This is a genomic window from Paraburkholderia phenoliruptrix, assembly GCF_019511605.1.
GTDB classification, from domain to species: domain Bacteria; phylum Pseudomonadota; class Gammaproteobacteria; order Burkholderiales; family Burkholderiaceae; genus Paraburkholderia; species Paraburkholderia phenoliruptrix_A.
Map to the genome: position 1 here is coordinate 117502 of NZ_JAEUAV010000005.1, position 23704 is coordinate 141205.

The 23704-nt window shown below is 62.4% G+C and carries 17 protein-coding genes and 2 tRNA genes; 5 read left to right on the forward strand and 14 right to left on the reverse strand.

The annotated features are described in order from the left end of the window. Positions 1–226: 226 nt before the first annotated feature. Positions 227–913: an ABC transporter ATP-binding protein gene (locus JNB89_RS09635; protein WP_220362045.1), complete on the reverse strand. Its 687-nt coding sequence runs from the start codon at positions 911–913 to the stop codon at positions 227–229. On the opposite strand from JNB89_RS09635, the gene JNB89_RS09640 reads away from it, so the two are divergent. Continuing rightward, positions 912–1667 carry an arylesterase gene (locus JNB89_RS09640; RefSeq protein WP_431026585.1) on the forward strand — a complete coding sequence of 252 codons (756 nt, stop codon included), beginning with the start codon at positions 912–914 and terminating at the stop codon, positions 1665–1667. The genes JNB89_RS09635 and JNB89_RS09640 overlap by 2 nt on opposite strands. Before the next feature lie 118 nt (positions 1668–1785). Further along, entirely contained in the window at positions 1786–2127 is a 342-nt protein-coding gene (locus JNB89_RS09645) for a hypothetical protein (protein WP_013339201.1), read from the forward strand. A gap of 337 nt (positions 2128–2464) precedes the next feature. On the opposite strand, the gene JNB89_RS09650 is transcribed toward JNB89_RS09645, so the two are convergent. The 4 genes from JNB89_RS09650 to JNB89_RS09665 all read right to left on the reverse strand — a co-directional run bounded on the left by JNB89_RS09650 (position 2465) and on the right by JNB89_RS09665 (position 6761). Beyond that, entirely contained in the window at positions 2465–4405 is a 1941-nt protein-coding gene (locus JNB89_RS09650; protein ID WP_220362046.1) for a SurA N-terminal domain-containing protein, read from the reverse strand. An 83-nt stretch (positions 4406–4488) separates the two neighbouring features. Then, positions 4489–4565, reverse strand: a tRNA-Asp gene (locus JNB89_RS09655). A gap of 152 nt (positions 4566–4717) precedes the next feature. After that, complete coding sequence (locus JNB89_RS09660; protein ID WP_220362047.1) at positions 4718–5917, reverse strand: MFS transporter; 1200 nt, start codon at positions 5915–5917, stop codon at positions 4718–4720. Positions 5918–6029: 112 nt separating this feature from the next. After that, on the reverse strand, positions 6030–6761 hold the full coding sequence (locus JNB89_RS09665) for an SDR family oxidoreductase (RefSeq protein ID WP_013339198.1): 732 nt from the start codon (positions 6759–6761) through the stop codon (positions 6030–6032). 123 nt (positions 6762–6884) lie between these two features. On the opposite strand from JNB89_RS09665, the gene JNB89_RS09670 reads away from it, so the two are divergent. Then, positions 6885–7796 carry a LysR family transcriptional regulator gene (locus JNB89_RS09670; protein WP_220362048.1) on the forward strand — a complete coding sequence of 304 codons (912 nt, stop codon included), beginning with the start codon at positions 6885–6887 and terminating at the stop codon, positions 7794–7796. Positions 7797–8100: 304 nt separating this feature from the next. Here the strand turns inward: JNB89_RS09670 and JNB89_RS09675 are convergent, their stop codons facing one another. The 7 genes from JNB89_RS09675 to tig all read right to left on the reverse strand — a co-directional run bounded on the left by JNB89_RS09675 (position 8101) and on the right by tig (position 16309). Beyond that, positions 8101–8958, reverse strand: coding sequence for an oxidoreductase (locus JNB89_RS09675; protein WP_220362049.1), 858 nt, complete (start codon positions 8956–8958; stop codon positions 8101–8103). A gap of 338 nt (positions 8959–9296) precedes the next feature. Next, positions 9297–9372, reverse strand: a tRNA-Val gene (locus tag JNB89_RS09680). Between the two features lie 76 nt (positions 9373–9448). Then, on the reverse strand, positions 9449–9721 hold the full coding sequence (locus tag JNB89_RS09685; RefSeq protein WP_013339181.1) for an HU family DNA-binding protein: 273 nt from the start codon (positions 9719–9721) through the stop codon (positions 9449–9451). A 329-nt stretch (positions 9722–10050) separates the two neighbouring features. Further along, entirely contained in the window at positions 10051–12474 is a 2424-nt protein-coding gene (gene lon / locus JNB89_RS09690; RefSeq protein ID WP_013339180.1) for an endopeptidase La, read from the reverse strand. Between the two features lie 199 nt (positions 12475–12673). Continuing rightward, positions 12674–13945 (reverse strand): ATP-dependent Clp protease ATP-binding subunit ClpX, encoded by a 1272-nt coding sequence (gene clpX, locus JNB89_RS09695; RefSeq protein ID WP_220362050.1) that lies wholly within the window; start codon positions 13943–13945, stop codon positions 12674–12676. Positions 13946–14125: 180 nt separating this feature from the next. After that, complete coding sequence (gene clpP / locus JNB89_RS09700; protein WP_006048927.1) at positions 14126–14779, reverse strand: ATP-dependent Clp endopeptidase proteolytic subunit ClpP; 654 nt, start codon at positions 14777–14779, stop codon at positions 14126–14128. A 183-nt stretch (positions 14780–14962) separates the two neighbouring features. After that, a complete protein-coding gene (tig, locus tag JNB89_RS09705; RefSeq protein ID WP_013339178.1) occupies positions 14963–16309 on the reverse strand; it encodes a trigger factor in 1347 nt (448 codons plus the stop codon). A 704-nt stretch (positions 16310–17013) separates the two neighbouring features. Here tig and JNB89_RS09710 point away from each other — a divergent pair. Both JNB89_RS09710 and JNB89_RS09715 read left to right on the forward strand, forming a co-directional pair. Further along, entirely contained in the window at positions 17014–18159 is a 1146-nt protein-coding gene (locus tag JNB89_RS09710) for a glycerate kinase (protein WP_220362051.1), read from the forward strand. Between the two features lie 64 nt (positions 18160–18223). Further along, entirely contained in the window at positions 18224–18676 is a 453-nt protein-coding gene (locus JNB89_RS09715) for a MarR family winged helix-turn-helix transcriptional regulator (protein ID WP_013339176.1), read from the forward strand. 65 nt (positions 18677–18741) lie between these two features. Here the strand turns inward: JNB89_RS09715 and JNB89_RS09720 are convergent, their stop codons facing one another. Then, positions 18742–20343 carry a DUF3999 domain-containing protein gene (locus tag JNB89_RS09720; protein ID WP_220362052.1) on the reverse strand — a complete coding sequence of 534 codons (1602 nt, stop codon included), beginning with the start codon at positions 20341–20343 and terminating at the stop codon, positions 18742–18744. Beyond that, a complete protein-coding gene (locus JNB89_RS09725) occupies positions 20340–23306 on the reverse strand; it encodes a DUF2339 domain-containing protein (protein WP_220362053.1) in 2967 nt (988 codons plus the stop codon). The genes JNB89_RS09720 and JNB89_RS09725 overlap by 4 nt, the downstream gene beginning before the upstream one ends. Positions 23307–23704: the final 398 nt, after the last annotated feature.

A 23704-nucleotide genomic window follows, 5' to 3' on the forward strand; every position in this document is an offset into this window, starting at 1 on the left:
CCGCGTCAATTCATTGTGCGCGGTTGCACGTGTGGCCTGTGGGTTGGGGGCTGTGCGTTGAGGGGCTGTGCGTTGGTGAGCCTGGCATTCGTCGCCTGACTGCTTTTTCGCCTGGTGTGCCGGCAGTGCACGCTGACGCTGCCCCGGCGCGTATGCTGCGCCGCAGCGCTCGCCGACCATGCCAACCATGCCGATCAGCGCCGTCTCCCCCACGCGTCAGCGTCGTTCAGGCGAGACGTCCCGCCTCGATCGTCACCGTGGTGTCGCAGCGGCGCGCCAGTTCGACGTCGTGCGTGACGAGAATCAGCGTCGCGCCGTTCGCGCGGTTCATCTCGAACATCAGGTCGATCACCGCGTGGCCCGTGGCAGCGTCAAGACTGCCGGTGGGTTCGTCGGCAAAGAGTATCGCCGGGTGAGTCACGAAGGCGCGCGCAAGCGCAACGCGTTGCTGCTCGCCGCCCGACAGCAGCTTCGGATAATGACTGGTGCGCTGCCCGAGTCCAACCTGCTCGAGCAGCCGGCGTGCGCGCGCTGCGGCTTCCCGTGTGCCGATGCCGCCTTGCAGTTCGAGCGGCAACGTAACGTTCTCGAGCGCCGTCAAATGCGGCATCAACTGGAACGACTGGAACACAAAGCCGACCGAGCCGCTGCGCAACGCCGCACGCTGGTCTTCGTTCAAGGTGGTGAGCTCGCGGCCGAGCAGACGAACGGAGCCGGAGCTTGCGCTGTCCAACCCCGCGAGCAGGCCAAGCAGCGTAGACTTGCCCGACCCGGACGCGCCCACTATCGCGACACTGCTGCCGGCTTCTATAGCCAGGTCGATGTTGTCCAGGATGGTCAGTTCGCCGGTTGCATCCTTAACCTTCTTGCACAAACCCCGCACTTCAATGACTGGATCAGTTCTGTTTAGCATGGTGAAGCGTAGGTTGAAAGTGCGCGCCATCAAGCATCGCGCCAAGGCATTCATTCGGACAACGAACCCGGCGACCGCTATCGCAATGGGCTTCATGCGCCCGGCTCTATCGGTTATATCGGCCATGCTGGCCGCGGCGCTTTTTGCGGCGAGTTTCACCGCGCAAGCCGCCAACACGCCGGATGCGGCCAAACCCGTGATCGTCGTATTGGGCGACAGTATCTCCGCCGAGTACGGCTTGCCGCGCGACACGGGCTGGGTTGCGTTACTGCGCCAGCGCCTTGCGCAAGAGCGAATCGATTATAGCGTTGCCAATGCCAGCATCAGCGGCGACACGACGAGCGGCGGACGAGCCCGCTTGCCTGCGCTCATGCAACGGCTGAAGCCGAGCATTGTGATTGTCGAACTGGGTGGGAACGACGCGTTGCGCGGCGTGCCGCTCTCCACCACGGAGGACAACCTGCGCACGATCATCGAACAGGCGCAGCAAGGTCACGCGAAGGTGGTGCTGGTTGGCATGTACGTGCCGCCTAACTACGGCCCCGAGTACACGCAAAAGTTCCACGGCATGTATGGCCAGCTTGCAAAGGAACTGCGTGTGCCGCTCGTGCCGTTTCTGCTCGCCGGCATTGCCGACAAGCCTGACATGTTCCAGGCGGATCAGATTCATCCGGCGCAGCAGGCACAGGCAGTGCTACTGGACAACGTGTGGCCTGCTGTGAAGCCACTCCTTCGCACGGGTTCGCCGCGCTGAAAGCGGCTTGTCAACCCGTTTCCGAAACATCGGAAACACGGATCGGCGAGCTTCGTCCGACGCTTGCGCAATCCCGTGTGACCGGCTCGATTTTTGAGCGACTTCTAGAGGAGATAACGTGAAATACCTACCGTTAATCGCTTTGACCGTGGCAATTTCTGCCTGCGCCGCTCAACCGCCGGCTGGCGTCCAATCCGTCGGACAGAGCCAGCAACCGCCGAAGGCCGTGGCCTCGTGCATCGCGCAAAAATGGGCAGACAGCTCGCAAAAGCAGGTCGTGTCGCAAGACACGCTGGCTAACGATCAGGCCGTCGACGTGTATGTGCCCGGCCAGCAGCCGCCGAACGGTGCGGCCGCCGTGGTGCGTCCGGCGTACTCTGGCAAGGGCTCGTGGGTCGGCTTCCGGGCCAACGGCGCAGCCGGTAGCGACGCCACCAGCGCGATCAGTTCGTGCCTGTAATCGTGTGACGCTGATCGATGCCAGTTCGATGAGCGTCCGGTCTGGAGGACGACGAGCCTCCAAAATGAAAAGCCCCGCATTTGCGGGGCTTTTTCGTTGATGCGCAGTGCGCGCTTGGCCAATCTCGCGGCGCCAGGCTGGCAGACCGGCGTCGCGCAGCTGAGCGGTCAAGCGGCCGTGGACTGCGCGGTGCGTGGCTAACAGAGCGTTGACTACCTAAAACTGAGCGTTGACTACGTGGCTGCTGAGCCTGGACTGCATCGCTCACCGCAAGCGCTTGACTGCGCGACCAGCCGAACAGCAAGCTGCGCCATTAACCGCTCTGCCGCCGTGCAGCTTACTCGCCGCCTTCCTGCGCATTCGCGCCGCTCTCGAGGGATCCATACAGCTTGACCTTCGAACGGGCGCGCAGCGCGTCGATATATGCTTGCGTTTCCGACTGCGATTGCACTTGCGCGATCTGCTGCTGGGCCGCGGCGAGCCGCTGCGGATCGACCGGCCCGCCCGCCACCACCGCATTGACGCGGTAGATCGCGTAGCCGGCGTCGCCCAGATCCACGCCTACATACGCGGGCAACTTCTGCGCATCGGCCTTGTAGATCGCGCTCAATGCAGCGGCCGGCACGCCCTGCGCATCGTTACGCGAGACCTTCAGCGGCGACGAGAAGCCGGTAGTCGCCTTCGACTTCTCGAACTCGGCCAGCTTCGCGATGCCGTCTTTATGCGCGGCTTCGTTCGACTGCGCGGCGATCACTTTCTCGCGCACGGCATCTTTGATAGCGTCGAGCGCCGGCACCGCCGCAGCCTTGTAATCAGTGACGCGCGCAGCGATCAGCGTGTTGCTGCCCACGTCGATTGCCTGCGTGTTGTTGCGTGCATTGACCGAGTCGTTGGCGAACACAGCGGCGAGGAACTTCGCGTTGTTCAGCGGGCTGTCGGGCGGCAGCTTCGGGTCGGGCTGCGGCGTGACTGTGGCCGTCTGCACTTGCAGCTTGTACTTGTCGGCAGCTGGCTGCAGGCTCTTTGCCTTCTCGTAGACGATGGACGTGAAGCCTTCGGAGTCGTCGCTAAATGCCTTGCTTGCCAGTTGCGTCTTCAAATCGCGGGCAATCTGGTCCTTCACTTCGTCAAACGGACGGGTGACGGCCGGCTTGACGTCAGTCGCCTTGATGATGTGATAACCAAAGTCCGTTTGGACGATGCCGCTCACTTCGTCTTTCTTGAGCGCGAACACGGCGTCGTCGAATGCCTGGCCGCCCGCGATCATGCCGCGCCCAAAGTAGCCGAGGTCGCCGCCCTTCGAAGCCGAGCCGGGGTCCTGCGAGTTCTGTTGCGCGATCTGAGCAAACTGATCAGGATGCGCCTTGATCTGTGCGAGCAACTCTTCGGCCTTCTGCTTCGCCTTGGCCTTGTCGGCCGCGCTCGCGTCTTTGGGCGCGGCGATCAGAATGTGGCTCGCGCGGACCTGGCCTTCGGTCCGGTAGTGTGCGATGTTCTCGTCGTAGTATTTTTTCAGGTCCGCCTCGCTCGGCTGCACGGACGCCGCGAGCGTGGCCGGCGACATGACCAGATACTGGATCGTGGCCGTGGCCGGCGTCGCGAAGTCGTTGCGATGCGCGTCGTAATACGCCTGCAACTGCGCGTCGGTCGGCTGAATTTTGGCGGCATAATCGCGCGGATGAAAGGCAATGCCTTGCACTTCACGCTGCTGCTCGGCGAGTTCGGTCAGATGCTGGGCGAGCGTTTTCGACGTGAAGGCGCTGCCCTGTATGCTGGCCGGCAATTCCTGAGTGGCGATGCTGTAGCGCACGCGCTCGTCATACTGGTCGGGCGTCATGCCCTGCATGGCGAGAAGTTGCTTGTAGCGTTCGACGTCGATCGAGCCGTCCGGCTTTTTCAGCGACGAGATGACCGGATCGTTCAGCAGCACGCGACGCACCGCGTCGTCGGACGCGGTCAGGTGCAGGCGCTGCGTTTCATCGGCCAGCACGCGCTGTTCGATCAGGCCGTCGAGCATCTGGCTGCGGCGCTCGGGCGTGTCGAACGCCTTGATGTCGAACTGTGCGCCGAGCATCTGACGGGCGCGGTCAAGCTGCTGACGCATCGCGTTGTCGTACTCTACCCGCGTGATCTTGTGACCGTTGACGCTCGCGACGTTTGCGCTTTCGTCAAAGAAGCCGCGAAAGCCCTGAATTCCCACGAAACCCAGCCCCGGCACAATGACGAGGATGAGCATGAACATCATCAGGCGTTTGTGATTGCGGAAAAAATCGAGCATGCGTAAGTGCCAAAAACAGAACGCCCGATCTTACAACAGCGGGCAATAAAAAAGGCGAACCGGAGTTCGCCTTTCGAGGATACTGGCGGAGTGGACGGGACTCGAACCCGCGACCCCCGGCGTGACAGGCCGGTATTCTAACCGACTGAACTACCACTCCTTGTGCTGCGTTGCATGTACTGCTCACTGCTTTCACTGCTTTTACTACACACCGCGGCTGCTATAAAACACACGGCGAACAGCAATTGTAGCTGATACGCGCGCGTGTCCGCAACTTTTGCCTCCCGGCCTGCCGCTCGCAGTAAAAAGGGCTCAGGTCCCACACTCGGCGACAGTGCTGCGCGTAATCCTCACCGAACGGCGCCCGGACCAGCGGTACGTCGCGACAACGGCAAGCCCCACGAGCGCCAACGCCACGCCCACGTAGACCGTCGTAACGACGCTCCCGCCTGCCAGAGCCAGCCCGCCGACGAACGAGCCGCCCGAGATTCCCAGATTGAACGCCGCCACGTTGAGCCCGGCTGCAGTACCGACGGCTTGGGGCGCCACGCGCTGTGCGACCAGAACAACGGTCGCCTGCATGATGGGAGGAACGGCGAAGGCGAACGCGCCCCACACAAACAGGTTGATCATGACCAGAACCGGCTGATGCGCGCTGCCCCATAGAGCGGCCACCGACAGGGCGAGCCCGCTCAGGGCGATGTTCATGCTGATCTTCGGCCCATAACGATCCGCAAGACGCCCGCCGCCAATGGTCCCCGCGACCGAACCCAAACCGAAGATCATCAAACCCAGCGTCACGCCTTCACTTGTCATGCCGGTAACGTTTGTCAGCAGAGCAGACAAATAGGTGAAGACGGCAAACGTAGCGCCCATGCCGAGTGCAGCCATCGCGTAAAGCGGCATCAGCGCGCTGCTCCTCAGCAAGGAAAGCTGCGAGAGGATGCTGCCTGAACCGCGTTGCGACGAAAGCGAAGGCAGCAGCCGCCAAAGTCCCACGGTTGCAACCGCGCCCATTGCCGCCACCACCAGAAACGGTAGCCGCCAGCTCATCAGATCGCCGAGCCATGTGCCGCCAGGCACGCCGGTGACCATCGCCACGGTCAGGCCGCTTACCATGATGGCGACCGCCCTGCCCGACTTCTGCGCCGGCACCAGCGACATGGCGACGGTCGTCCCCAAGCCGAAGAAGACACCGTGAGCGACGGCCATCGCGATGCGGATCGCGAGGAGCGCCCCGAACGCATCCGAGAGTCCCGCCGCCAGGTTACACAGCGTGAAGAATGTCATGAGCGCAAGAAGCAACGCCCTGCGAGGCAACCGCGCGGTCACCGCGGAAATCAGCGGCGTGCCGATCGTAATGGCGAGCGCGTAGAAACTGACCAGAAGTCCGGCCGTCGACACGGAGATGCCGAACGCTCTTCCAATGTCCGGCAACAAGCCGACGATGACGAATTCTGTCGTTCCGATCGCGAACGCGGCGAACGCTAGAGAAAACACTGCGGCAGGCATGATGATGTCCTCGTTGAAGTCATACGGGTCCGGATTGGCATTCGCGGCGGCTGACGAGCAGTTGCATCAAAGACATAACGGCCCGCCAGCCTGCCAGCGGCAGCCCTGATAGTCAGAAATCCTGAACAGTTGGACGGATCACGATCTCGTTGACGTCCACCGTGCGAGGCTGATCGATCGCGTAGGCAATCGCCTGTGCAATAGCCTCGGCGGGAATGGCCATCTTGTAGAAGTCGACGACGAAGTTGCGGCTGTCCTCGTGGCCCGAGCCGAACTTCAGTTCGGTGTCGATCGCTCCCGGCGAGATCACGGTCGTGCGGATGTTGCCGCCCACCTCGTGACGCAGGCCTTCGGAGATCGCGCGCACCGCGAACTTGGTGCCCGAATAGACTGTGCCTCCCGGACTGAAGACCTTCAGGCCAACCACTGACGCGATGTTCACGAAGTGCCCGGACTGCTGTTTTTCAAACACCGGCAACGCGGCTGCAACGCCATACAGCAGGCCCTTGATGTTGATGTCGATCATGCGGTCCCATTCGTCCGTCTTGCGCAGCGATAGCGGTGCAATGGCCATGAGGCCCGCGTTGTTGACCATCACGTCGAGGCGGCCGTGTTGCGACACGACCTCGTCTACCAGCCGGTTGACCTGGGCCTGATCGGTCACGTCCACCTGGTGGACCGACACCTTGCCGCCCTTCGCGAGAATCTCTGCGGCAACACGCTGCAGCTTGTCGAGCCTGCGCGCTGCGAGAGCAACGGTGGCGCCTTTCGAGGCAAGAAGTTGAGCAGTAGCTTCACCAATCCCACTGGAAGCACCGGTAATGACGACGACTTTGTTTGCCATGATTTCTCTCCGAGGAGTTGTTGGACTGCGTGAGAGAAGTCTCGCTCGCAACGCGACTTTTGATTAGACTGGAATATATGGAATGTCTCTTCCACATACGCAAAAATATCCCACGAGTTGAACATGACTGACGTGGCCGACCTGAACGACATCGCCGTCTTTGTCCGCGTGGCGCAATTGGAAAGCTTCAGCCGGGCGGCGCATGCGCTGGGCATGCCGGTCTCCACGGTGAGCCGCAAAGTGAGCGCGCTCGAAGAACGACTCGGCGTGACGCTTTTGCAGCGCACCACGCGCAAGCTCAGCCTCACTGCGCAGGGAAGAGCGTATTTCGATCAGTGCAGCGAGCCGCTGAGTCACCTGTACGACGCTGAGCGCGTGATCACCCAGACGCAAAAAAAGCCGGAGGGTCTGCTACGCATCTCCGGGCCTGTGATGCTCGAGCAGGAGCCGTTTTACGCATTCCTGTCGGCGTTTTTGAAGGACTATCCGCAGATTCACGTCGATCTCTACTTCACGAACGCGTTCCTCGACCTGATCGCGGAGAACGTCGATGTTGCGATCCGCTTCGGTGAGTTGCGGGATTCGAGCCTCATCGCGCAACGCGTGGGACGGAGTGTCCGGCAGCTTGTCGTATCTGCCGAATATGCGCGGACCCAGCCGCTACCCTCGCAACCCGACGAACTTAGCCAGCATCCGTGCGTGCTGATCAACGCTCGAAACAACGAGTCGGAATGGCACCTGGTCAACGGCCGAAAATCAGTGAAGGTGCATGTGACGGGGCCCGTCGCCGCGCGCGACTTCCACGTCGTCAGCGCGTTTGCGCTTCGCGGGCACGGCATCGCGCTGCTTCCGTCGAGCTATTGCGATCCGCGTATTGCAAGCGGAGAGTTGGTCCGGGTGCTGCCGGAATGGTCGTCACCGGAAATTTTCGTGCATGCGGTCTACCCGACCCGGCGCTTCATGCCCTCCAGGCTGAGAGCGTTTCTCGACGCGCTCAGAGCGTGGCAGGGCCCGCTCTGGTTACCCCTGCGATGATACGCAGCAACCTCTGCTCACGCCGGGTACGCGTAGGGGCACCGTGTCTCTGGATTCGCCTGTTCCTCAACGCGAAGGGGCGCTCCGGCTGAAGCGCCGTTGCCGCGCGTCTCCCGCTTCTTTGCATGCTTACCGATAGCCCCGGCTCTGTCGGGCTTGCTGCATGACCAGAGCACGGCCCGACTCATTGCTCCTGAACGTCGAACCGGCTGGTTATGCCTGGTTGCGCGGCGCGAATCGCCGTCGCGTTCCAGCCCGCATGCCGCTCGTCCTGTCGAGTCCGTAGCCGGGTTGCCGTGCTTTTTCAAGCCGGAAAATCGGTGGATGCGGACAGCGCCTTCCACGTTTGCGTTTCCGTCGTCACATACGCGTTCTTTTCCGCAATCGCCTTGAGGGTGTCGGTGCCGAGCGGCAAACGCAGTGGCGGCGTTTCGCTGTCGACCACCTTGATCAGCGCGGCCGCAAGTTTCACCGGATCGCCCGGCTGATTGTGGTTGATCTCGCGTGCGAGGTGACGCAGCTTGCCTGACGTCGCTTCGTAGTCGTCGATAATGTCCTTCCCCACCACAAGCGAGGACGTGTCAAGAAAGTCAGTGCGGAAGAAGCCCGGCTCGATCATGGTCGCGTGGATGCCCAACGGTTTGAGTTCCGCGTGCAGAGCTTCCGTGATGCCTTCCACGGCGAACTTCGTCGAGCTGTACACGCCGACTCCTGCCGCAGCCTGATATCCGACAATCGATGACGTGTTGATCACATGACCCGAGCGCTGTTTGCGCATCACCGGCAGCACCGCGCGGGTCACGTTCAGCAAGCCGAAGACGTTGGTTTCGTAGATGCGGCGTACGTCTGCATCGCTCGATTCCTCGACTGCAGCAAGCAGTCCGAAGCCCGCGTTGTTGACCAGCACATCGATGCCCCCGAACCTCTCGACGGCGGCCTGAACGGCCGCCTTGGCTTGCGCCTCGTCAGTTACATCGAGCGTAACGGCCAGCACGGCGGGCGACTCTCCGAGACGCTCGACGATCGTGGCGGCGTTGCGACCCGTGGCGACGACAGCGTTGCCATCGTCGATTGCGGCCTTGGCGATCAGCGCGCCCAAACCACGTGAAGCGCCCGTAATGAACCAGACGCGCTTGAACTGTTGTTTCGTGACGTTGTTCATGCTCCTTGCTCCCAAGTTCGCGGTGAAAGAAAACGAATTGCGTGGAGAGGAGTGTCGGACTGCCGAAGACTTTTGATAAGACGGGAACTAAGGGAATGTCTTTTCCGTTGATGGAAAAGTCTCAAAGGGCGAGGGTCGCTCTGCTTCGCGCGTGTGTGGACAGCTGTCGCGCAAGGACCCAAGACACGGCATGGGTTCACGCAGGGACTGCCCGACTCGCGCTTCTTGTGGCGTGAAGCGTTCCAGCCAACAAAAAACCCGCAGAGCGAATAGCTATGCGGGTTTCTGGTCACTGCAACGGCCCGGTCAGGCTGCCTTACGAGTCAATGCAGAACGAATGGTGGGTGCTGAGAGGCTCGAACTCCCGACCTACGCCTTGTAAGGGCGCCGCTCTACCAACTGAGCTAAGCACCCGTTCCGCAAACTGGACTCTTTGCCTTCCGTCTGGCCGCCTGCCGAAGCAAGCAACTTTCGTGAAGCAGCAAGCCCGTTAGTTTAACGCATCCTTCAGCGCTTTGCCAGGCCTAAATTTAGGAACCTTGGCTGCCTTGATCTTGATTGCATCGCCCGTGCGCGGATTGCGCCCGGTGCGAGCGGTACGCTTGCCCACCGCAAACGTGCCGAAGCCGACCAACGTCACGGAGCCGCCTTTTTTCAAGGTGCCCTTTACACCGCCGATGACAGCCTCCAGCGCGCGGCCAGCCGCGGCCTTTGAGATTTCCGCCTGCTGTGCGATGTGGTCGATCAATTCCGTCTTGTTCATCCCTACCCCCGAGAATGTTTTAGAACCGAAATGGCGCGTGTGCGCCTGACATCATGTGGCCGGCGGCTATGCCGGGCCGAGTCATTAGAATTGGCCGAAAGCGCGGTGTCAACAGGGGTTGAGCCTGATTTCAAGGGATTTTCGCCGGATGTTGATCGCCGGCTGCTGCGGCGTTGGATGCGCGCACAACAATTTCACCCACGGCACGTCGTTACGCGCGAAACGCGCTCCGTGTAATTGTTTTCGCGCCCAGATGAAATGCAATAAAAAACCCGCGGTGATTAAACCGCGGGTTCTTGTGCAGCAAGGATACTGTCAGGACCGAAGGCTCAGTGCTTCACGACATCTGTCGCACCTGAGTCTTTGCCGGCCTCGCCAGCCACCGGCGACGCCGGCTTGGCTTCTTCTTCCGGCAACGCCTCGGGCACACGCTCGAGTGCCAGTTCGAGCACCTTGTCGATCCAGCGGACCGGCACGATTTCGATCGCGTTCTTCACGTTGTCCGGAATCTCCGTCAAGTCCTTGACGTTTTCTTCCGGGATCAGCACGAGCTTGATGCCACCGCGGTGCGCTGCGAGCAGCTTCTCCTTCAGACCGCCGATCGGCAGCACTTCGCCGCGCAACGTGATTTCGCCCGTCATCGCAACGTCGGCACGTACCGGAATACCGGTGAGCACCGACACCAGCGCCGTGGTCATCGCGATACCGGCCGAAGGACCGTCCTTCGGCGTGGCGCCTTCCGGCACGTGAATGTGAATGTCCTGCTTCTCGAACGCTTCGTCCTTGACGCCCAGACGACGCGAACGCGAGCGGACCACCGAGCGTGCTGCCTCGACCGATTCCTTCATCACGTCGCCGAGCGAACCCGTACGGATCACGTTGCCCTTGCCCGGCATCACGGCGGCTTCAATGGTCAGCAGATCGCCGCCCACTTCCGTCCACGCAAGACCCGTGACCTGGCCAACCTGATTTTCCTTCGCGGCGAGACCGAAGTCGTACTTGCGCACGCCGAGGAACGTATCGAGATTGCTGCCGTCCACCTTCACCGCGCCTTCGGCCTTCTTCAGCAGAAGCATCTTCACGACCTTGCGGCAGATCTTCGACACTTCACGCTCGAGCGAACGCACGCCCGCTTCACGCGTGTAGTAGCGAATGATGTCGCGGATCGCCGTTTCCGTCACATCGACCTCGCCATCCTTGAGGCCGTTGTTCTTCTTCTGCTTCGGCAGCAGGTAACGTTGCGCGATGCTGACCTTTTCGTCTTCCGTGTAACCCGACAGACGGATCACTTCCATCCGGTCGAGCAGCGGCGGTGGAATGTTCAGCGAGTTCGACGTCGCCACGAACATCACGTCCGACAGATCGAAGTCCACTTCGACGTAGTGATCGGCGAACGTATGGTTCTGTTCCGGATCAAGCACTTCCAGCAATGCCGACGACGGATCGCCGCGGAAATCCTGACCCATCTTGTCGACTTCGTCGAGCAGGAAGAGCGGATTGCGCACGCCGACCTTGGTCAGGCTCTGCAGAATCTTGCCGGGCATCGAACCGATGTACGTACGACGGTGACCGCGAATCTCGGCTTCGTCACGCACGCCGCCGAGCGCCATACGCACGAACTTGCGGTTCGTTGCGCGAGCAATCGACTGGCCGAGCGACGTCTTACCAACGCCCGGAGGCCCGACCAGGCACAGGATCGGCGCCTTCACCTTGTCGACACGCTGCTGGACCGCGAGATACTCGAGAATGCGTTCCTTCACCTTTTCGAGACCGAAGTGGTCTTCGTCCAGCACGCGCTCCGCATTCGAGAGGTCGTTGTTGACCTTGCTCTTCTTGCGCCACGGCAGGCCGATTAGTGTGTCGATGTAGTTGCGCACAACCGTCGCTTCAGCCGACATCGGCGACATCAGCTTGAGCTTTTTCAGCTCGGCGTCGGCCTTCTTCCTGGCTTCCTTCGGCATGCGCGCGGCGGTAATGCGCTTCTCGAGTTCTTCGAGATCCGCACCTTCTTCGCCCTCGCCCAGTTCCTTCTGGATCGCCTTGACCTGCTCGTTCAGGTAGTACTCGCGCTGGCTCTTCTCCATCTGGCGCTTCACACGCCCACGGATGCGCTTTTCGACCTGCAGGATGTCGATCTCGGCTTCGAGTTGCGCGAGCAGATGCTCGAGACGCTCGATGACCGGGAACATTTCCAGAATATGCTGCTTCTGGTCGAGCTTGAGCGGCAGATGGGCGGCGATCGTGTCGGCCAGACGCCCGGCTTCGTCGATACCCGACAGCGAGGTGAGAATCTCCGGCGGGATCTTCTTGTTCAGCTTCACATACTGGTCGAACTGCGACACGATCGCGCGGCGCAGCGCTTCGGTTTCAGCGCTGTCGGCGTGGTCGGGTTCGAGCGGCATGACTTCGCACGAAAACTGCGTTTCCTGTTCTTCGATGGAAAGCGTCTTTGCGCGCTGCAGACCCTCGACGAGCACCTTCACTGTGCCGTCGGGCAGCTTCAACATTTGCAGGATGTTGGCAACACACCCTACTTCGTACATGTCCTTTTCGGTCGGCTCATCTTTCGCAGCCGTTTTTTGGGCGACGAGCATGATGTGCTTGCCGCCTTCCATCGCTGCTTCGAGAGCCTTGATCGACTTCGGGCGGCCTACGAAGAGCGGAATCACCATGTGCGGGAAGACGACTACGTCGCGCAGCGGGAGCAGCGGCAGCGTAATACGTTCCTGCGGGAGGAGTTGGGTTCCTGACATTTCATTTCCCCATGAGTGGAATCAGTTCGTTCGATAGGTGAGGCCAGCAGAAAATATTGCAAGCCTCCGCGTGTGGGAAAAGTTCAGTGACTCCGAAGGTTCAGTGACTCCATTGTGAAAACAACCGTTCTGACCACACGATAAACGAAAAAGCCGTTCACGTCGCCATGAACGGCTTTTTGCAGTATCCACAAGCCGATCAGTTAGAACCCGCGACTTTGGGCGCGTCTTCATAGATCAACAAGGGTTTGCCGTCGCCGTCGATCACATTATCGTCAATGATGACCTTGCTGACACCTTTCATTTGCGGCAGGTCGTACATCACGTCAAGCAATGCCTGTTCCAGGATGGAGCGCAGCCCGCGTGCCCCCGTCTTGCGACGGATCGCCTTGCGCGCCACGGCCTGCAACGCTGCCGGGCGAATTTCGAGCTCGACGCGTTCCATGTTGAAGAGCTTGTGGTATTGCTTCACGAGCGCATTCTTCGGCTCGACGAGAATCTTCATCAACGCCGCTTCGTCGAGCTTGCCGAGCGTAGCCACGACCGGCAGACGGCCGATCAGTTCAGGAATCAGGCCGAACTTGATCAGGTCTTCCGGTTCCACTTCGCGCAGCACCTCGCCGGCGTCGCGGTCCTGCTTGCTCTTCACGCTCGCGCCAAAGCCAATGCCGGTCTTTTCCGTACGATCGACGATGACTTTCTCCAGTCCGTCGAACGCGCCACCGCAAATGAACAGAATGTTCGTGGTGTCGACCTGGATGAAGTCCTGATTAGGGTGCTTGCGGCCGCCTTGGGGCGGCACCGACGCCATCGTGCCTTCAACCAGCTTCAGCAGCGCCTGCTGCACGCCCTCGCCCGACACGTCGCGGGTAATGGACGGGTTGTCCGACTTGCGGCTGATCTTGTCGATTTCGTCGATGTAGACAATGCCGCGTTGCGCCTTGTCCACTTCGTAATTGCAGTTCTGCAGCAGCTTCTGGATGATGTTCTCGACATCTTCGCCCACGTAACCCGCTTCTGTCAGCGTGGTTGCGTCCGCAATGACGAACGGAACGTTCAGAAGACGAGCCAGCGTTTGCGCGAGCAGGGTCTTGCCGGAACCGGTCGGGCCGATCAGCAGGATGTTGCTTTTGGACAGCTCGACCTCATCCTTCTTGTCGAGATGCTTCAGGCGCTTGTAGTGGTTGTACACCGCAACCGCGAGAATTTTCTTCGCGCGTTCCTGACCGATCACATACTGGTCGAGGATTTCACGGATTTCCTGCGGACCCGGCAGGTCAGACTTGGACAAGCCTGCCTCGATGCCCGCGCCTGCTGCTTCGTCGCGAATGATTTCGTTGCACAGGTCGATACATTCATCACAGATGAACACCGACGGGCCGGCAATCAGTTTTTTGACTTCATGCTGGCTCTTGCCGCAAAACGAGCAATACAACAGCTTTTCGCTGTTAGAACCTTTTTTGTCCGCCATAGATGTGTGAGCCTCCGGACACTCGATTACATGATACGCCGTTTGCCCCAGCCACGCAGTTAGGCGCGGCCGGGCTGAGCAAGATGACGGCGTTTGCCGCAGGCGCTCGGACGACTCCTGATTATTTCACAACCGATCAGCCGCCGGATTTGCCCCGATTTAGCGCAAACCCGTACCCGGTCAGGGCCGCTTGTGCGCGACCTGATCGACGAGGCCATAGGCCTGAGCGTCGTCGCCGGACATGAAGTTGTCGCGGTCGGTATCGCGCGCGATCCGCTCGACCGGTTGGCCGGTGTGGTGCGCGAGCAGATGATTCAGTCTTTCCTTCAAATACAGGATTTCGCGCGCCTGAATTTCGATGTCCGACGCCTGACCACGCGCGCCGCCAAGCGGCTGGTGGATCATCACGCGCGAGTTCGGCAGCGCGAAGCGCTTGCCCTTCGCCCCCGCGGCCAGCAGGAACGCGCCCATGCTTGCCGCAAGCCCCATGCACAGCGTGGACACGTCGGGCTTGATGAACTGCATCGTGTCGTAGATCGCCATGCCGGCCGACACCGAACCGCCCGGGCTGTTGATGTAGAAGTAGATGTCCTTGTCCGGGTTCTCGCTCTCGAGAAACAGCATTTGCGCGACAACCAGATTCGCCGTCTGATCGTTCACCTCGCCCACCAGGAACACAATACGTTCCTTCAGCAAGCGCGAGTAGATGTCATACGAGCGCTCGCCCCGGCCGCTCGTTTCCACGACGATCGGCACCAGTCCGAGCGCCTGCGCTTCGAGATCCCGGGACGACTGGGAGGTCAACGTGTCCAGCATTTGGGCGCGAAAGGTCATGCAATGGATCCTTGTCTGGAAATATTCTAAATATTAGATGCAAGACAGGTGTGGTCGACCAGCCCGTATTCAAGTGCGCACACCTGCACGGAAAAAGCGCACAGTACGGCAGCACAAAACGCAGCACAAAAAAACGGCGTGCGGGCCGTCGCTCCGACAGCCGGCACGCCGTTGCAGCGACGCTTAAGCTTGCGCCGTTGCGCTTGCCAGCTCTTCGAAGCTCACTTCCTTGTCCGTCACCTTGGCCTTGCTCAGCACGAATTCGACGACGTTTGCTTCAACGACGTACGCTTCCATTTCAGCAAGGCGTTGCTGGTTCGAATAATACCAGCGGACGACTTCCTTCGGGTCTTCGTAGCTTTTCGCGAATTCGTCGACTTCAGCGCGGATCTGTTCCGGCTTTGCCTGCAGGTTGTTTGCCTTCACGAGCTCGGCCAGCACCAGACCCAGCTTGACGCGACGCTCGGCCTGTTCCTTGAACATAGCGGCAGGAATCGGCGCATCTTTAGCGTTGGGCACGCCGCGCTGCTCCAGATCCTGACGAGCCATGGCGACGAGGCGCTCCTGATCCTGTTCGATCAGCGCGTTCGGCACGTCCAGCTCCGAGATCTTCAGGAGCGCGTCCATCACCTGGTTCTTGACGATGGATTGCGTGCGGCGCTTGGCTTCGCGCTCGAGGTTGTCCTTGATTTCGGCGCGCATCTTGGTCAGGTCGCCGTCTTCAATGCCGAGCGACTTCGCAAAGTCAGCGTCGATTTCGGGCAGATGCGGCCATTCGATCTTCTTCATCGTGATCGTGAATTGCGCCGTCTTGCCTGCCACTTCCTTGCCGTGATAGTCGGCCGGGAATGCCAGGTCGAACTCCTTCGACTCGCCGACTTTCAGGCCCGTGGCCGCCTTTTCGAACTCCGGCAGCATGCGGCCTTCGCCCAGCACGAACGCGAAGTCTTCGGCGCTGCCGCCCTGAAACGCTTCACCGTCGATCTTGCCGACGAAATCGACCGACACGCGATCGCCTTCTTTCGCTGCCGTGTCAGCACCGCCGTCGCCGTGCTCGCCGGCTTCGCCGCGAGCGTGGTAATGCACGCGCTGCTTGCGCAAGATTTCCAGCGTGCGGTCGATTTCCGCTTCGCTGATGGTGGTCGTGGTGCGCTCGATTTCGGCCGTGGCGACGTCGCCCAGCTTGACTTCGGGATAGACCTCGAAGGTGGCGTCGAACGCGTAGGCGCCTTCAGCGGCGTCGGCCTTCGGCGCGAAGCTCGGCTGGCCTGCGACGCGCAGGTTTTCGGCGCGGCTGATGTCGAAGAATTCCTTGCCGACCTTGTCGCTCAGCACTTCGGCTTCCACCTGACCCGAATACTGTTGCGTCACCATCTTGAGCGGCACCTTGCCCGGGCGGAAACCCGGCATGCGCACGTTCTTTGCGAGTTGACGGATACGCGAATCCACTTCCTTCTGCACGGCGTCCTTCGGCAGGGAAATCGTTACGCGGCGTTCGAGCTTGCCGAGGTTTTCAACAACGTTAGCCATGGCTTCAATCGTCCTAAAATAATTCGAGCGAATTCAGTTATCTTCTCCGTGCCGCTTTTGCGCGCCTGCGCCGCGGGCTTGCAGGCCGCCGGCAGCACGGTTGGGTCCAAAGAGCCGAATATTTTAGCAAACTATTTGCGCGGCAAGCCGGGATTCGGTGACGGCGCGCGTTTTTATCGGCATTTGGGCCATTGCGCAATGATTGCGGGCCGTTTTCGAGACGGTTTTGCGTTTCCCGCGGAATCGCGGTGCTTGCTGCCTGGTTGATGCTGCTGGCCGCTGCGTACGGCGTGCCGCCTTTGGCCCGGTGCCTTCTGCCTTCTGCCTTCTGCCTTCTGCCTTCTGCCTGCTGCCTGCTGCCTGCTGCCTGCTGCCTGCTGCCTGCTGCCTGCTGCCTGCTGCCTGCTGCCTGCTGCCTGCTGCCTGCTGCCTGCTGCCTGCTGCCTGCTGCCTGCTGCCTGCTGCCTGCTGCCTTCTACCCGCTACCCGCTACCCGCTACCCGCTACCGCCCCACCTTGCCAGCCACCCCGCGCCCGCCCCGTCCCAGGACGATCCGGACTATGCCGTTCGGCGTATTCAGTCGGTGTGAGCATGCTGCTAAGCTAGCGAACGCGCTCGGGGCTGCACCGCTTACGGCTTGAACCGCAGCTTCGCGAGGCGCCCCGCCCGCTGCCCGCAACGACTTCAACCACTCAGAGACACCATGCCCAATTCGCCGTCCACGCCTGTCGTCGTCATCGCCCCGGATTCTTTCAAAGGCTCGCTGAGCGCCGAACAGGTTGCGCAGGCAATAGCGACCGGCGTGCGGCGCGCGCGCCTCGACGCCGAGGTGCGCATCTGCCCGATGGCCGACGGCGGCGAAGGCACGCTCGAGGCCATGCTGACGCGCGGCGGCGAGCGCCGAACCCTAAGCGTGCGCGGTGCAGCCGGCCCGCTGCGCGAAGCGCTCACCGGCATCCTCGCCGACGGCAGCGCGGTCGTGGAAACTGCCGAGATTGTCGGCATCACGGATCCTGTGGGCATGGGTGTGCCGGTGGAGTCGCGCAGCACGCGCGGCATGGGCGAGGCGATCGGCGCGCTCCTCGACGCGGGCGTGCGGCGTTTTTTCGTCGCGCTCGGCGGCAGCAGTACCAATGATGGCGGCGCCGGCCTGCTCGCAGGTCTGGGCCTGAAACTGTTCGATGCGCAAGACAACGAACTCGAGCCCACGCCCGAACAACTCGCTCGCGTTGCTCGCGTGGACGCGTCGCACCTCGACGCGCGGCTGGCCCACACAGAGTTTGTCGGCATGTCGGATGTGGATAATCCGCTTACCGGAGAACACGGCGCCACTGCCGTCTTCGGTCCGCAAAAAGGCGTGAAGCCGGAACAGGTCGCGACGATCGACGCCGCCCTTGCCCATTACGCGGATCTTCTCGAAGCGGCGCTCGGCCGCACGGCTCGCAATCTACCCGGCGCGGGTGCCGCGGGCGGCCTGGGCTTCGCTTTGCACATGCTCGGTGCGCAGTTCGACCCCGGCGCGGAAACGGTCGCGCGTGAGGTCGGTCTCGACGCGGCGCTCGAGGGTGCAAACTGGCTGATCACAGGAGAAGGTCGGTCGGACGTGCAAACGCTGCATGGCAAAGCGCCCTTCATTGCATGCCGTCATGCGCAGTCAGCCGGTGTGCCGGCCACCCTGCTTTCAGGTGCCGTGGACTCCGCGGCATTGCCCCGCCTCGCTGAATATTTCAGCGGTTGCTTCTCGCCGGCACCCGGTCCGATCACGCTTGAATTCGCGATTCGCGACGCCGCGCGGCTCCTGGCGGATGAGGCCGAACAACTGACGCGTTTGAAGTACGGCGCGCGTTGACCGGGCGGCATGGTTGCGGCAACAATCACAGCGCCACAACCGCGCCACTCATCACGGGAAGACCATGAAGGACTCCGCCAAAGCTGGCCTGGAACAGCTCCTTACCTATCGTCTGCATGTACTGAACAAGCTTGCTGAGCGCGGGATCAGCGAGCGTTATCAGGACAAGCTGGGTGTGACATTGCCGGAAGCTCGCGTGATCGCGTCGGTGGGATCGTTCGGACCGTTCTCGATCATGGAGCTCGCGAGGCATGCCAATCTCGACAAGAGCCAGGCGAGCCGCGCCGCCGAAGGTCTGATAAGACAAGGGCTCGTGAAACGCGAAGCCAGTGCCGAAGACGGCCGCGTAGTGCTCGTGTCGCTCACGCCCGAAGGGCGTGCACTGTATCGCAGGATTATGCCGATTGCGCGCAAATGGAACGGCGATCTGTTCGATTGCCTCGACGAAAAAGAAAAGCTCGCGCTAGGCGAAGCGCTCGACAAGGTCATTGAAACGATGACCGCGCGCGACGAGTAAGGCGCGCGACGCTCGAGCAACATCGAATGCGCGCGCGTGAATTAGTTGCACGCGCATCCATCATGTCAGGCGTTGCCGTCGCGCGCGTGCCCGGCGTCTGTAGAGCTTGCCGCGCCACTGGCCGCCGGATTCACCGCGCCCTGCGACGACCCGCTCGCCGGCTGTACCGCATCCATCGCGCCGCCCGCCGTCTGCGCAACGCCACCGCCACCGCCCAGCGCGCCTGGCATAGACCCTCCCATCGCGCCCGGCATCGCACCCGGCATCGCACCCGGCACAGCACCTGGCATAGCAGCCGCGGCATCGCCCGCCGACATGCCGCGCGGCGACACGCTTCGCGCAAGCCGCCAGGCAATGGCCGCGAGCGAGCCAACGGCCAGCAGCAAGGCGCCCCATAACAGGTAGCGACGGTACGCATCAGGATTCGCCGACGCAGGCGTGTTGCCACTCTGCGCAACCGCCAGCGGCTCGCCGACTTGGGCCGTGGCAATCACCGACGACGCGCCCATCAGCAACTCGTCGCGGCTCACCGCTGTCGACACCGCAGAGGCATTGCCCACGGCAATCGAAAACGGCGCCGATCCACGTGCGACAAAGGTCAGCGTGGCCGGGCGCCATCCCGCCGCGATGGTCAACGCGCCGCTGCCAAGACCGCCATTGCGCGTATCGACGACTACGCGCCAGTGACGATCCGTATCCGGCGTCAATTGCAGCGCCGGATTGTTCTGCTCGACATCGCCGTTATGCAGGCGAAAGAGCGTCGCACTCGTCACCTCGCGCCACGCCCCGCCCAATTCGCCGCGTGAATAGACGGCGGCGGGCGCCACCGTGTTCGGCTGCGGCAAAGCGAGCCGCAAGCGATCGACGGGATACGAGCCGCCCGTCGAAAAGAAATACTCGCCGGCCTTCGGGCCCGCATGCGCGACGATGCCCTCGCGCCACTCCCGTTGCGAGTCGCCGGGTTGCGCGCGCCCGGCACCGGCCGCCTGCACTTCCGCGTCGATTGATTCGAGATAGGGCGCGCCGTCGAGCCAATGGACACGCAGATAGCGCGCATGCGCGCCGTTCAGTTCGATACGGTCCTGACTCAGCGTGCTGCCGTTGTAGCTCACCTTCAGGATTTGCGCGTCACCGGCGGCTTGCCAGTTGCGCAGATCGTCGCTCGATTCGACCGCGACGCGCCCCTGGTAATTGTCGTCGCGCAGGCGAACTACGAGCGCGCTCGCGCGGCCCTCGTGCGCCGCCTCGCCCGCATCGATCAGATCGGTATCGTGCTGCGCTCGCCCAGGCGGAGGGGCGGTTGCGCGTAACGAACCATCGGCTGCGATCGTCACGCCAAACGGCGCGCCCGCCTGGCCGGCCGAAGCGGGCCGTAGCGGGAACCATCGCACCGCCCGCAGCGAGGGCGGCGTGCGAACCGCCTCGCGCGGAGCCTCGAGCGAATACGGCACGGGTTCGCCCGCGCCGTTGAATACCCGAACGTCGCCAAGATCATTGCGCTGACTGGCTGCATAGACAGCGGCCGGTAGCCTGACGCTGTACCAGGTCGCGCCCTCTTGCAGTTGGAGCGCAAAGCGCCGAGCGAACTCTTCGGCGCAGGCTGGCGCTGCGACGCCCACGCCGACGAACGCGACACACCAGCCCGTCACTTTCAGAAGATGCTTCATTGTTCAGTTTCCCTGGCAACCAGCTTGGGCGGCAACGGCGAGAAATAGCCGATCAACAGCAACATTACGCCGATACCGATAAACGATACGATGCGCTCGATCCCGCTCACGTGCGACAGGTCGAACAGGAACAGCTTGACGACGGTCGCGCCGAGCAGCCCGCCACCGATAAACCAGACGATACGGCTCGCGCGCCGGGTCGCCCAGATCATCATCGCCAGCGCACAGAGCGTCCAGAAGACGGAGAGCGACGCCTGCACGAGCGTCGACTGCGACATCTGCGCGAACTCGTACGGCACGCCGACCCAATGATGCAGCGTACGCAGCAGCAATGCATTGAACCAGAGGAAGAAGGTAGCGAGCACTGCGTAGTCGAACGGGCGCCGGTGCCATTGCACGCCGAGTGCGCGCAGCCGGCGGAGCCACACCGCGCCGGCGACGAACACGAGTATCTGCGCAACGTCGAGAGGATTCACGAGCGGCAGCCAGAAGAGCGGCGCGGCGCTGCCGTCGCTCATCACGCTCGCGATGCTCCACATCCACAACAGGGCGGCGAGCGGCACTGCGGCCCACACCTGGTAGGCATGCGTAAAGCGCGCGACCGGCCAGCGCAAACGCTGCGCGACGCCGGCCAGCAGCAACAGCAGCGTACCAAAGCCATAGGCCCACGCGCTCCAACTCCATGCGCCCTCCGGTACGTACGCGCGCAACGTCCAGTAGCCTTGCAGCGCGACGAGTGCAGCGACGCTCCAGAACATCAGCGTGTGCAGCGGCGCGAGAATCCGCTCGCCGACCGCCCGCTGCTGACGCCACAGCAGCGCGTAGGTCGGCGCGGCGATCAGCGCGCAGGCCAGCCAGCCATAGCCGCTGACCGGCGCCGTGTTCAGCGAGAACACGCTGACTGTAAGCGCGGCGAGCACCGGGACCAGCGCAAGCGCCGGCCACTCGGCAAGCGGCCAAAGCAGCCTGCGGCGCGCGCCGTGAGCGAGCCACGCGCTAAGCGCCGCAAAGAGCCCGATGAGCGCCGCGCCGGCACGCTCACGATCGCTTGCGAGGAAGGCATACAGGTAGGTATGAATCTCGTTGAGCCCGCCCGCTACCCACCACAAGAGCCCCCAGATACTCGCGACGACACCGGTCTGCGGCATCCATGCGTGCCAGTCGCGCGCTTCGCTGCGACCATGCAAGCGCCATCCGGTGAAAACGCCCGCGAGCGCAATCAGCACACTGGCAAGATAGGCGCCGTTGAGCACCGGCAAGGCGGCCGTGTGTTCGAAATGCATGACGCCGTCCACGACGAACGCACCCGCCGCGGCCAGTTGCATCAGCAGGCCAAACCCGAACGCGACAATGCGACGTTGCCGCACCGCGAGCCACGTCACCGCAGCGCCTTCTATCGCCCACGTTGCACTCGTGGTCGGCCCGCTGAACGCGAGCGGCACGGCGAGCGTGGCGAAGATCACAGCGAGCGCGAACATCGAGTCGAACAGCAGGCCAAGGCGCGCACGGCGCGGCGCGAGCCAGCCCGATATCGCCAGATAGAAGACCGCGAGCGCTACGGCGCTCCACGCGAGCCCGAACTCCGTGCCGCGCATCAGCGCGGACTGCAGCCCCATCGCGACGAGCGGCGTGCCGAACACCAGCGTGCCGTCGACGTAATGCCTGAGCGTCAGTTCACGGCGAATCGCGTAGAGTAGCGCGATACCCACGTACATGAGGAAAAAGAGAATCAGGAACGGCTCGGTGCTCGCGAACAGTTCGGGACGATAGGCAGTCGCGCCCCACGCCGCGCCGATCGAGAACGTAAATACGAACCCGAGCAGATTCAGCGCACGCCATGCCTTGAACCACGCAATCGCAAAGATGCCCGCGTTGAGCAGCGCGTAGTAGCTAAAGAGCATCACATGGCTGCCGCCGCCGGTCGACAGCAGCAGCGGCGCGAGAAATCCGCCGGCGCTGCCCATGAACGCAAGCGAGGGCGCGTCCTGACGTATTGCGAGAAACGCGCTCAGTGCGCAGGTCGCGATCATCAGTGGAAAAGCCGCGGCGCTCGGCAACACGTGGTACAGCCGGGTTGCGGCGAACACAGTCAGATAAAGCGCGCCGACCGCGCCGCCTTGCAGCACGAGTCCGTAGGCGCCGCGGCTCTCGCCGATACGCCAGCCGAACCCGAGTAAGACCGTCGCGGCAAGAGCGACTCCGGCGAGGCGGAGCTCGACCGGCAACAGACTGTTGTCGGCCGCGTATTTGAGGAGGAAGGCAATGCCGAAGAACAGCACGACGATGCCGACGCGCACCACGGTATTGCCGCCAAAGAGCCAGTCGCGGCCCGCTTTGACGACGCGCTCGACAAGACCGGGGCCGCGCACAGGTGCGGCCGGAGTCCCGGCTGGCGGTGATCCGGCGGCCGCGGCTCGAGCAGACACGCTAGCAGGCATCGTTGCCGGAGTCTGCATCTGCCGATCGATCGATGCCGCGGCGTCCGCGGTTGCCGACGCATGCACCGCCGACGCCTGCACCGCCGACCCATTCGCTGCCGGCGTCGCGGCGTCCTGCGGAGGAATCGCAAAGGGATGGCTGGGAACGAGCGCGGCGGACGGGTCGTCCATCGTGGCGACGCTTCCCGCCTGGATTGACGGCGTGCCGGACACGTCCGGCGCGCCCTCGGCAGGAGCAAGATCCGAAGCGTCCCGCAGTTGCCGAACTTCGCTGCGCAGCGTGACAAGCTCGCGTTCCAGCCACTCGACCCGGGCGGCAAGATCACGGGGCGCACCGGAGGCGGCCGTTGCGGAGGCGCCCGGCAACGGCGGATGCGCGACACTCGCGGAATCTTTTGTGCGCAGACGTGCCAGCGCCAGACCCGCGAGCGCGCCGAACAGTGCGCCATAGCCGAGCGGAAGATCGTTCGATAACGAAGCCAGTATGCCGACCACCGCGCCCAGCACGACAAATATCACGCTCATCGCATCCTCTTTTATTGTTTATTCGGCACTGTCCGTCTGATAACAACGCGCTGTCGCAACGACTATTCGCCAATATTGCAATGGCAACCCGCGAAAATCGGCGCGCAGGATAACATGGGCAGCGGGCTTTACAAGCAGCGTTCCGCTCGAAGCTTTTGACGAGTGGAAGGCAGACCGATTGAAACCCGCTTGAAGTCGTATCCCACCCGCTGCCGGACAGCGGCCGCCGGATTGCCCTTCAGCTTTTGCAATCCATTATGCGACGTGCGCGCAGCGATTAATCGACCGCTTCGCTGCCCCAGGCAAAACTGATACGGACCGTGTATTGCGAAACCATTGCGAGATGAGCGCGGCGGCAAAGCGCACGCAACCGCGCGAACGTCGTGTTAGCGAGAGCG

What these genes read in the sequence shown, in the direction of transcription:
- JNB89_RS09640 (WP_431026585.1), top strand. Translation starts at nt 912, where the DNA reads ATGGTGAAGCGTAGGTTGAAAGTGCGCGCCATCAAGCATCGCGCCAAG.
- JNB89_RS09635 (WP_220362045.1), bottom strand. Translation starts at nt 913, where the DNA reads ATGCTAAACAGAACTGATCCAGTCATTGAAGTGCGGGGTTTGTGCAAG.
- JNB89_RS09650 (WP_220362046.1), bottom strand. Translation starts at nt 4,405, where the DNA reads ATGCTCGATTTTTTCCGCAATCACAAACGCCTGATGATGTTCATGCTC.
- JNB89_RS09660 (WP_220362047.1), bottom strand. Translation starts at nt 5,917, where the DNA reads ATGCCTGCCGCAGTGTTTTCTCTAGCGTTCGCCGCGTTCGCGATCGGA.
- JNB89_RS09665 (WP_013339198.1), bottom strand. Translation starts at nt 6,761, where the DNA reads ATGGCAAACAAAGTCGTCGTCATTACCGGTGCTTCCAGTGGGATTGGT.
- JNB89_RS09670 (WP_220362048.1), top strand. Translation starts at nt 6,885, where the DNA reads ATGACTGACGTGGCCGACCTGAACGACATCGCCGTCTTTGTCCGCGTG.
- JNB89_RS09675 (WP_220362049.1), bottom strand. Translation starts at nt 8,958, where the DNA reads ATGAACAACGTCACGAAACAACAGTTCAAGCGCGTCTGGTTCATTACG.
- JNB89_RS09685 (WP_013339181.1), bottom strand. Translation starts at nt 9,721, where the DNA reads ATGAACAAGACGGAATTGATCGACCACATCGCACAGCAGGCGGAAATC.
- lon (WP_013339180.1), bottom strand. Translation starts at nt 12,474, where the DNA reads ATGTCAGGAACCCAACTCCTCCCGCAGGAACGTATTACGCTGCCGCTG.
- clpX (WP_220362050.1), bottom strand. Translation starts at nt 13,945, where the DNA reads ATGGCGGACAAAAAAGGTTCTAACAGCGAAAAGCTGTTGTATTGCTCG.
- clpP (WP_006048927.1), bottom strand. Translation starts at nt 14,779, where the DNA reads ATGACCTTTCGCGCCCAAATGCTGGACACGTTGACCTCCCAGTCGTCC.
- tig (WP_013339178.1), bottom strand. Translation starts at nt 16,309, where the DNA reads ATGGCTAACGTTGTTGAAAACCTCGGCAAGCTCGAACGCCGCGTAACG.
- JNB89_RS09710 (WP_220362051.1), top strand. Translation starts at nt 17,014, where the DNA reads ATGCCCAATTCGCCGTCCACGCCTGTCGTCGTCATCGCCCCGGATTCT.
- JNB89_RS09715 (WP_013339176.1), top strand. Translation starts at nt 18,224, where the DNA reads ATGAAGGACTCCGCCAAAGCTGGCCTGGAACAGCTCCTTACCTATCGT.
- JNB89_RS09720 (WP_220362052.1), bottom strand. Translation starts at nt 20,343, where the DNA reads ATGAAGCATCTTCTGAAAGTGACGGGCTGGTGTGTCGCGTTCGTCGGC.
- JNB89_RS09725 (WP_220362053.1), bottom strand. Translation starts at nt 23,306, where the DNA reads ATGAGCGTGATATTTGTCGTGCTGGGCGCGGTGGTCGGCATACTGGCT.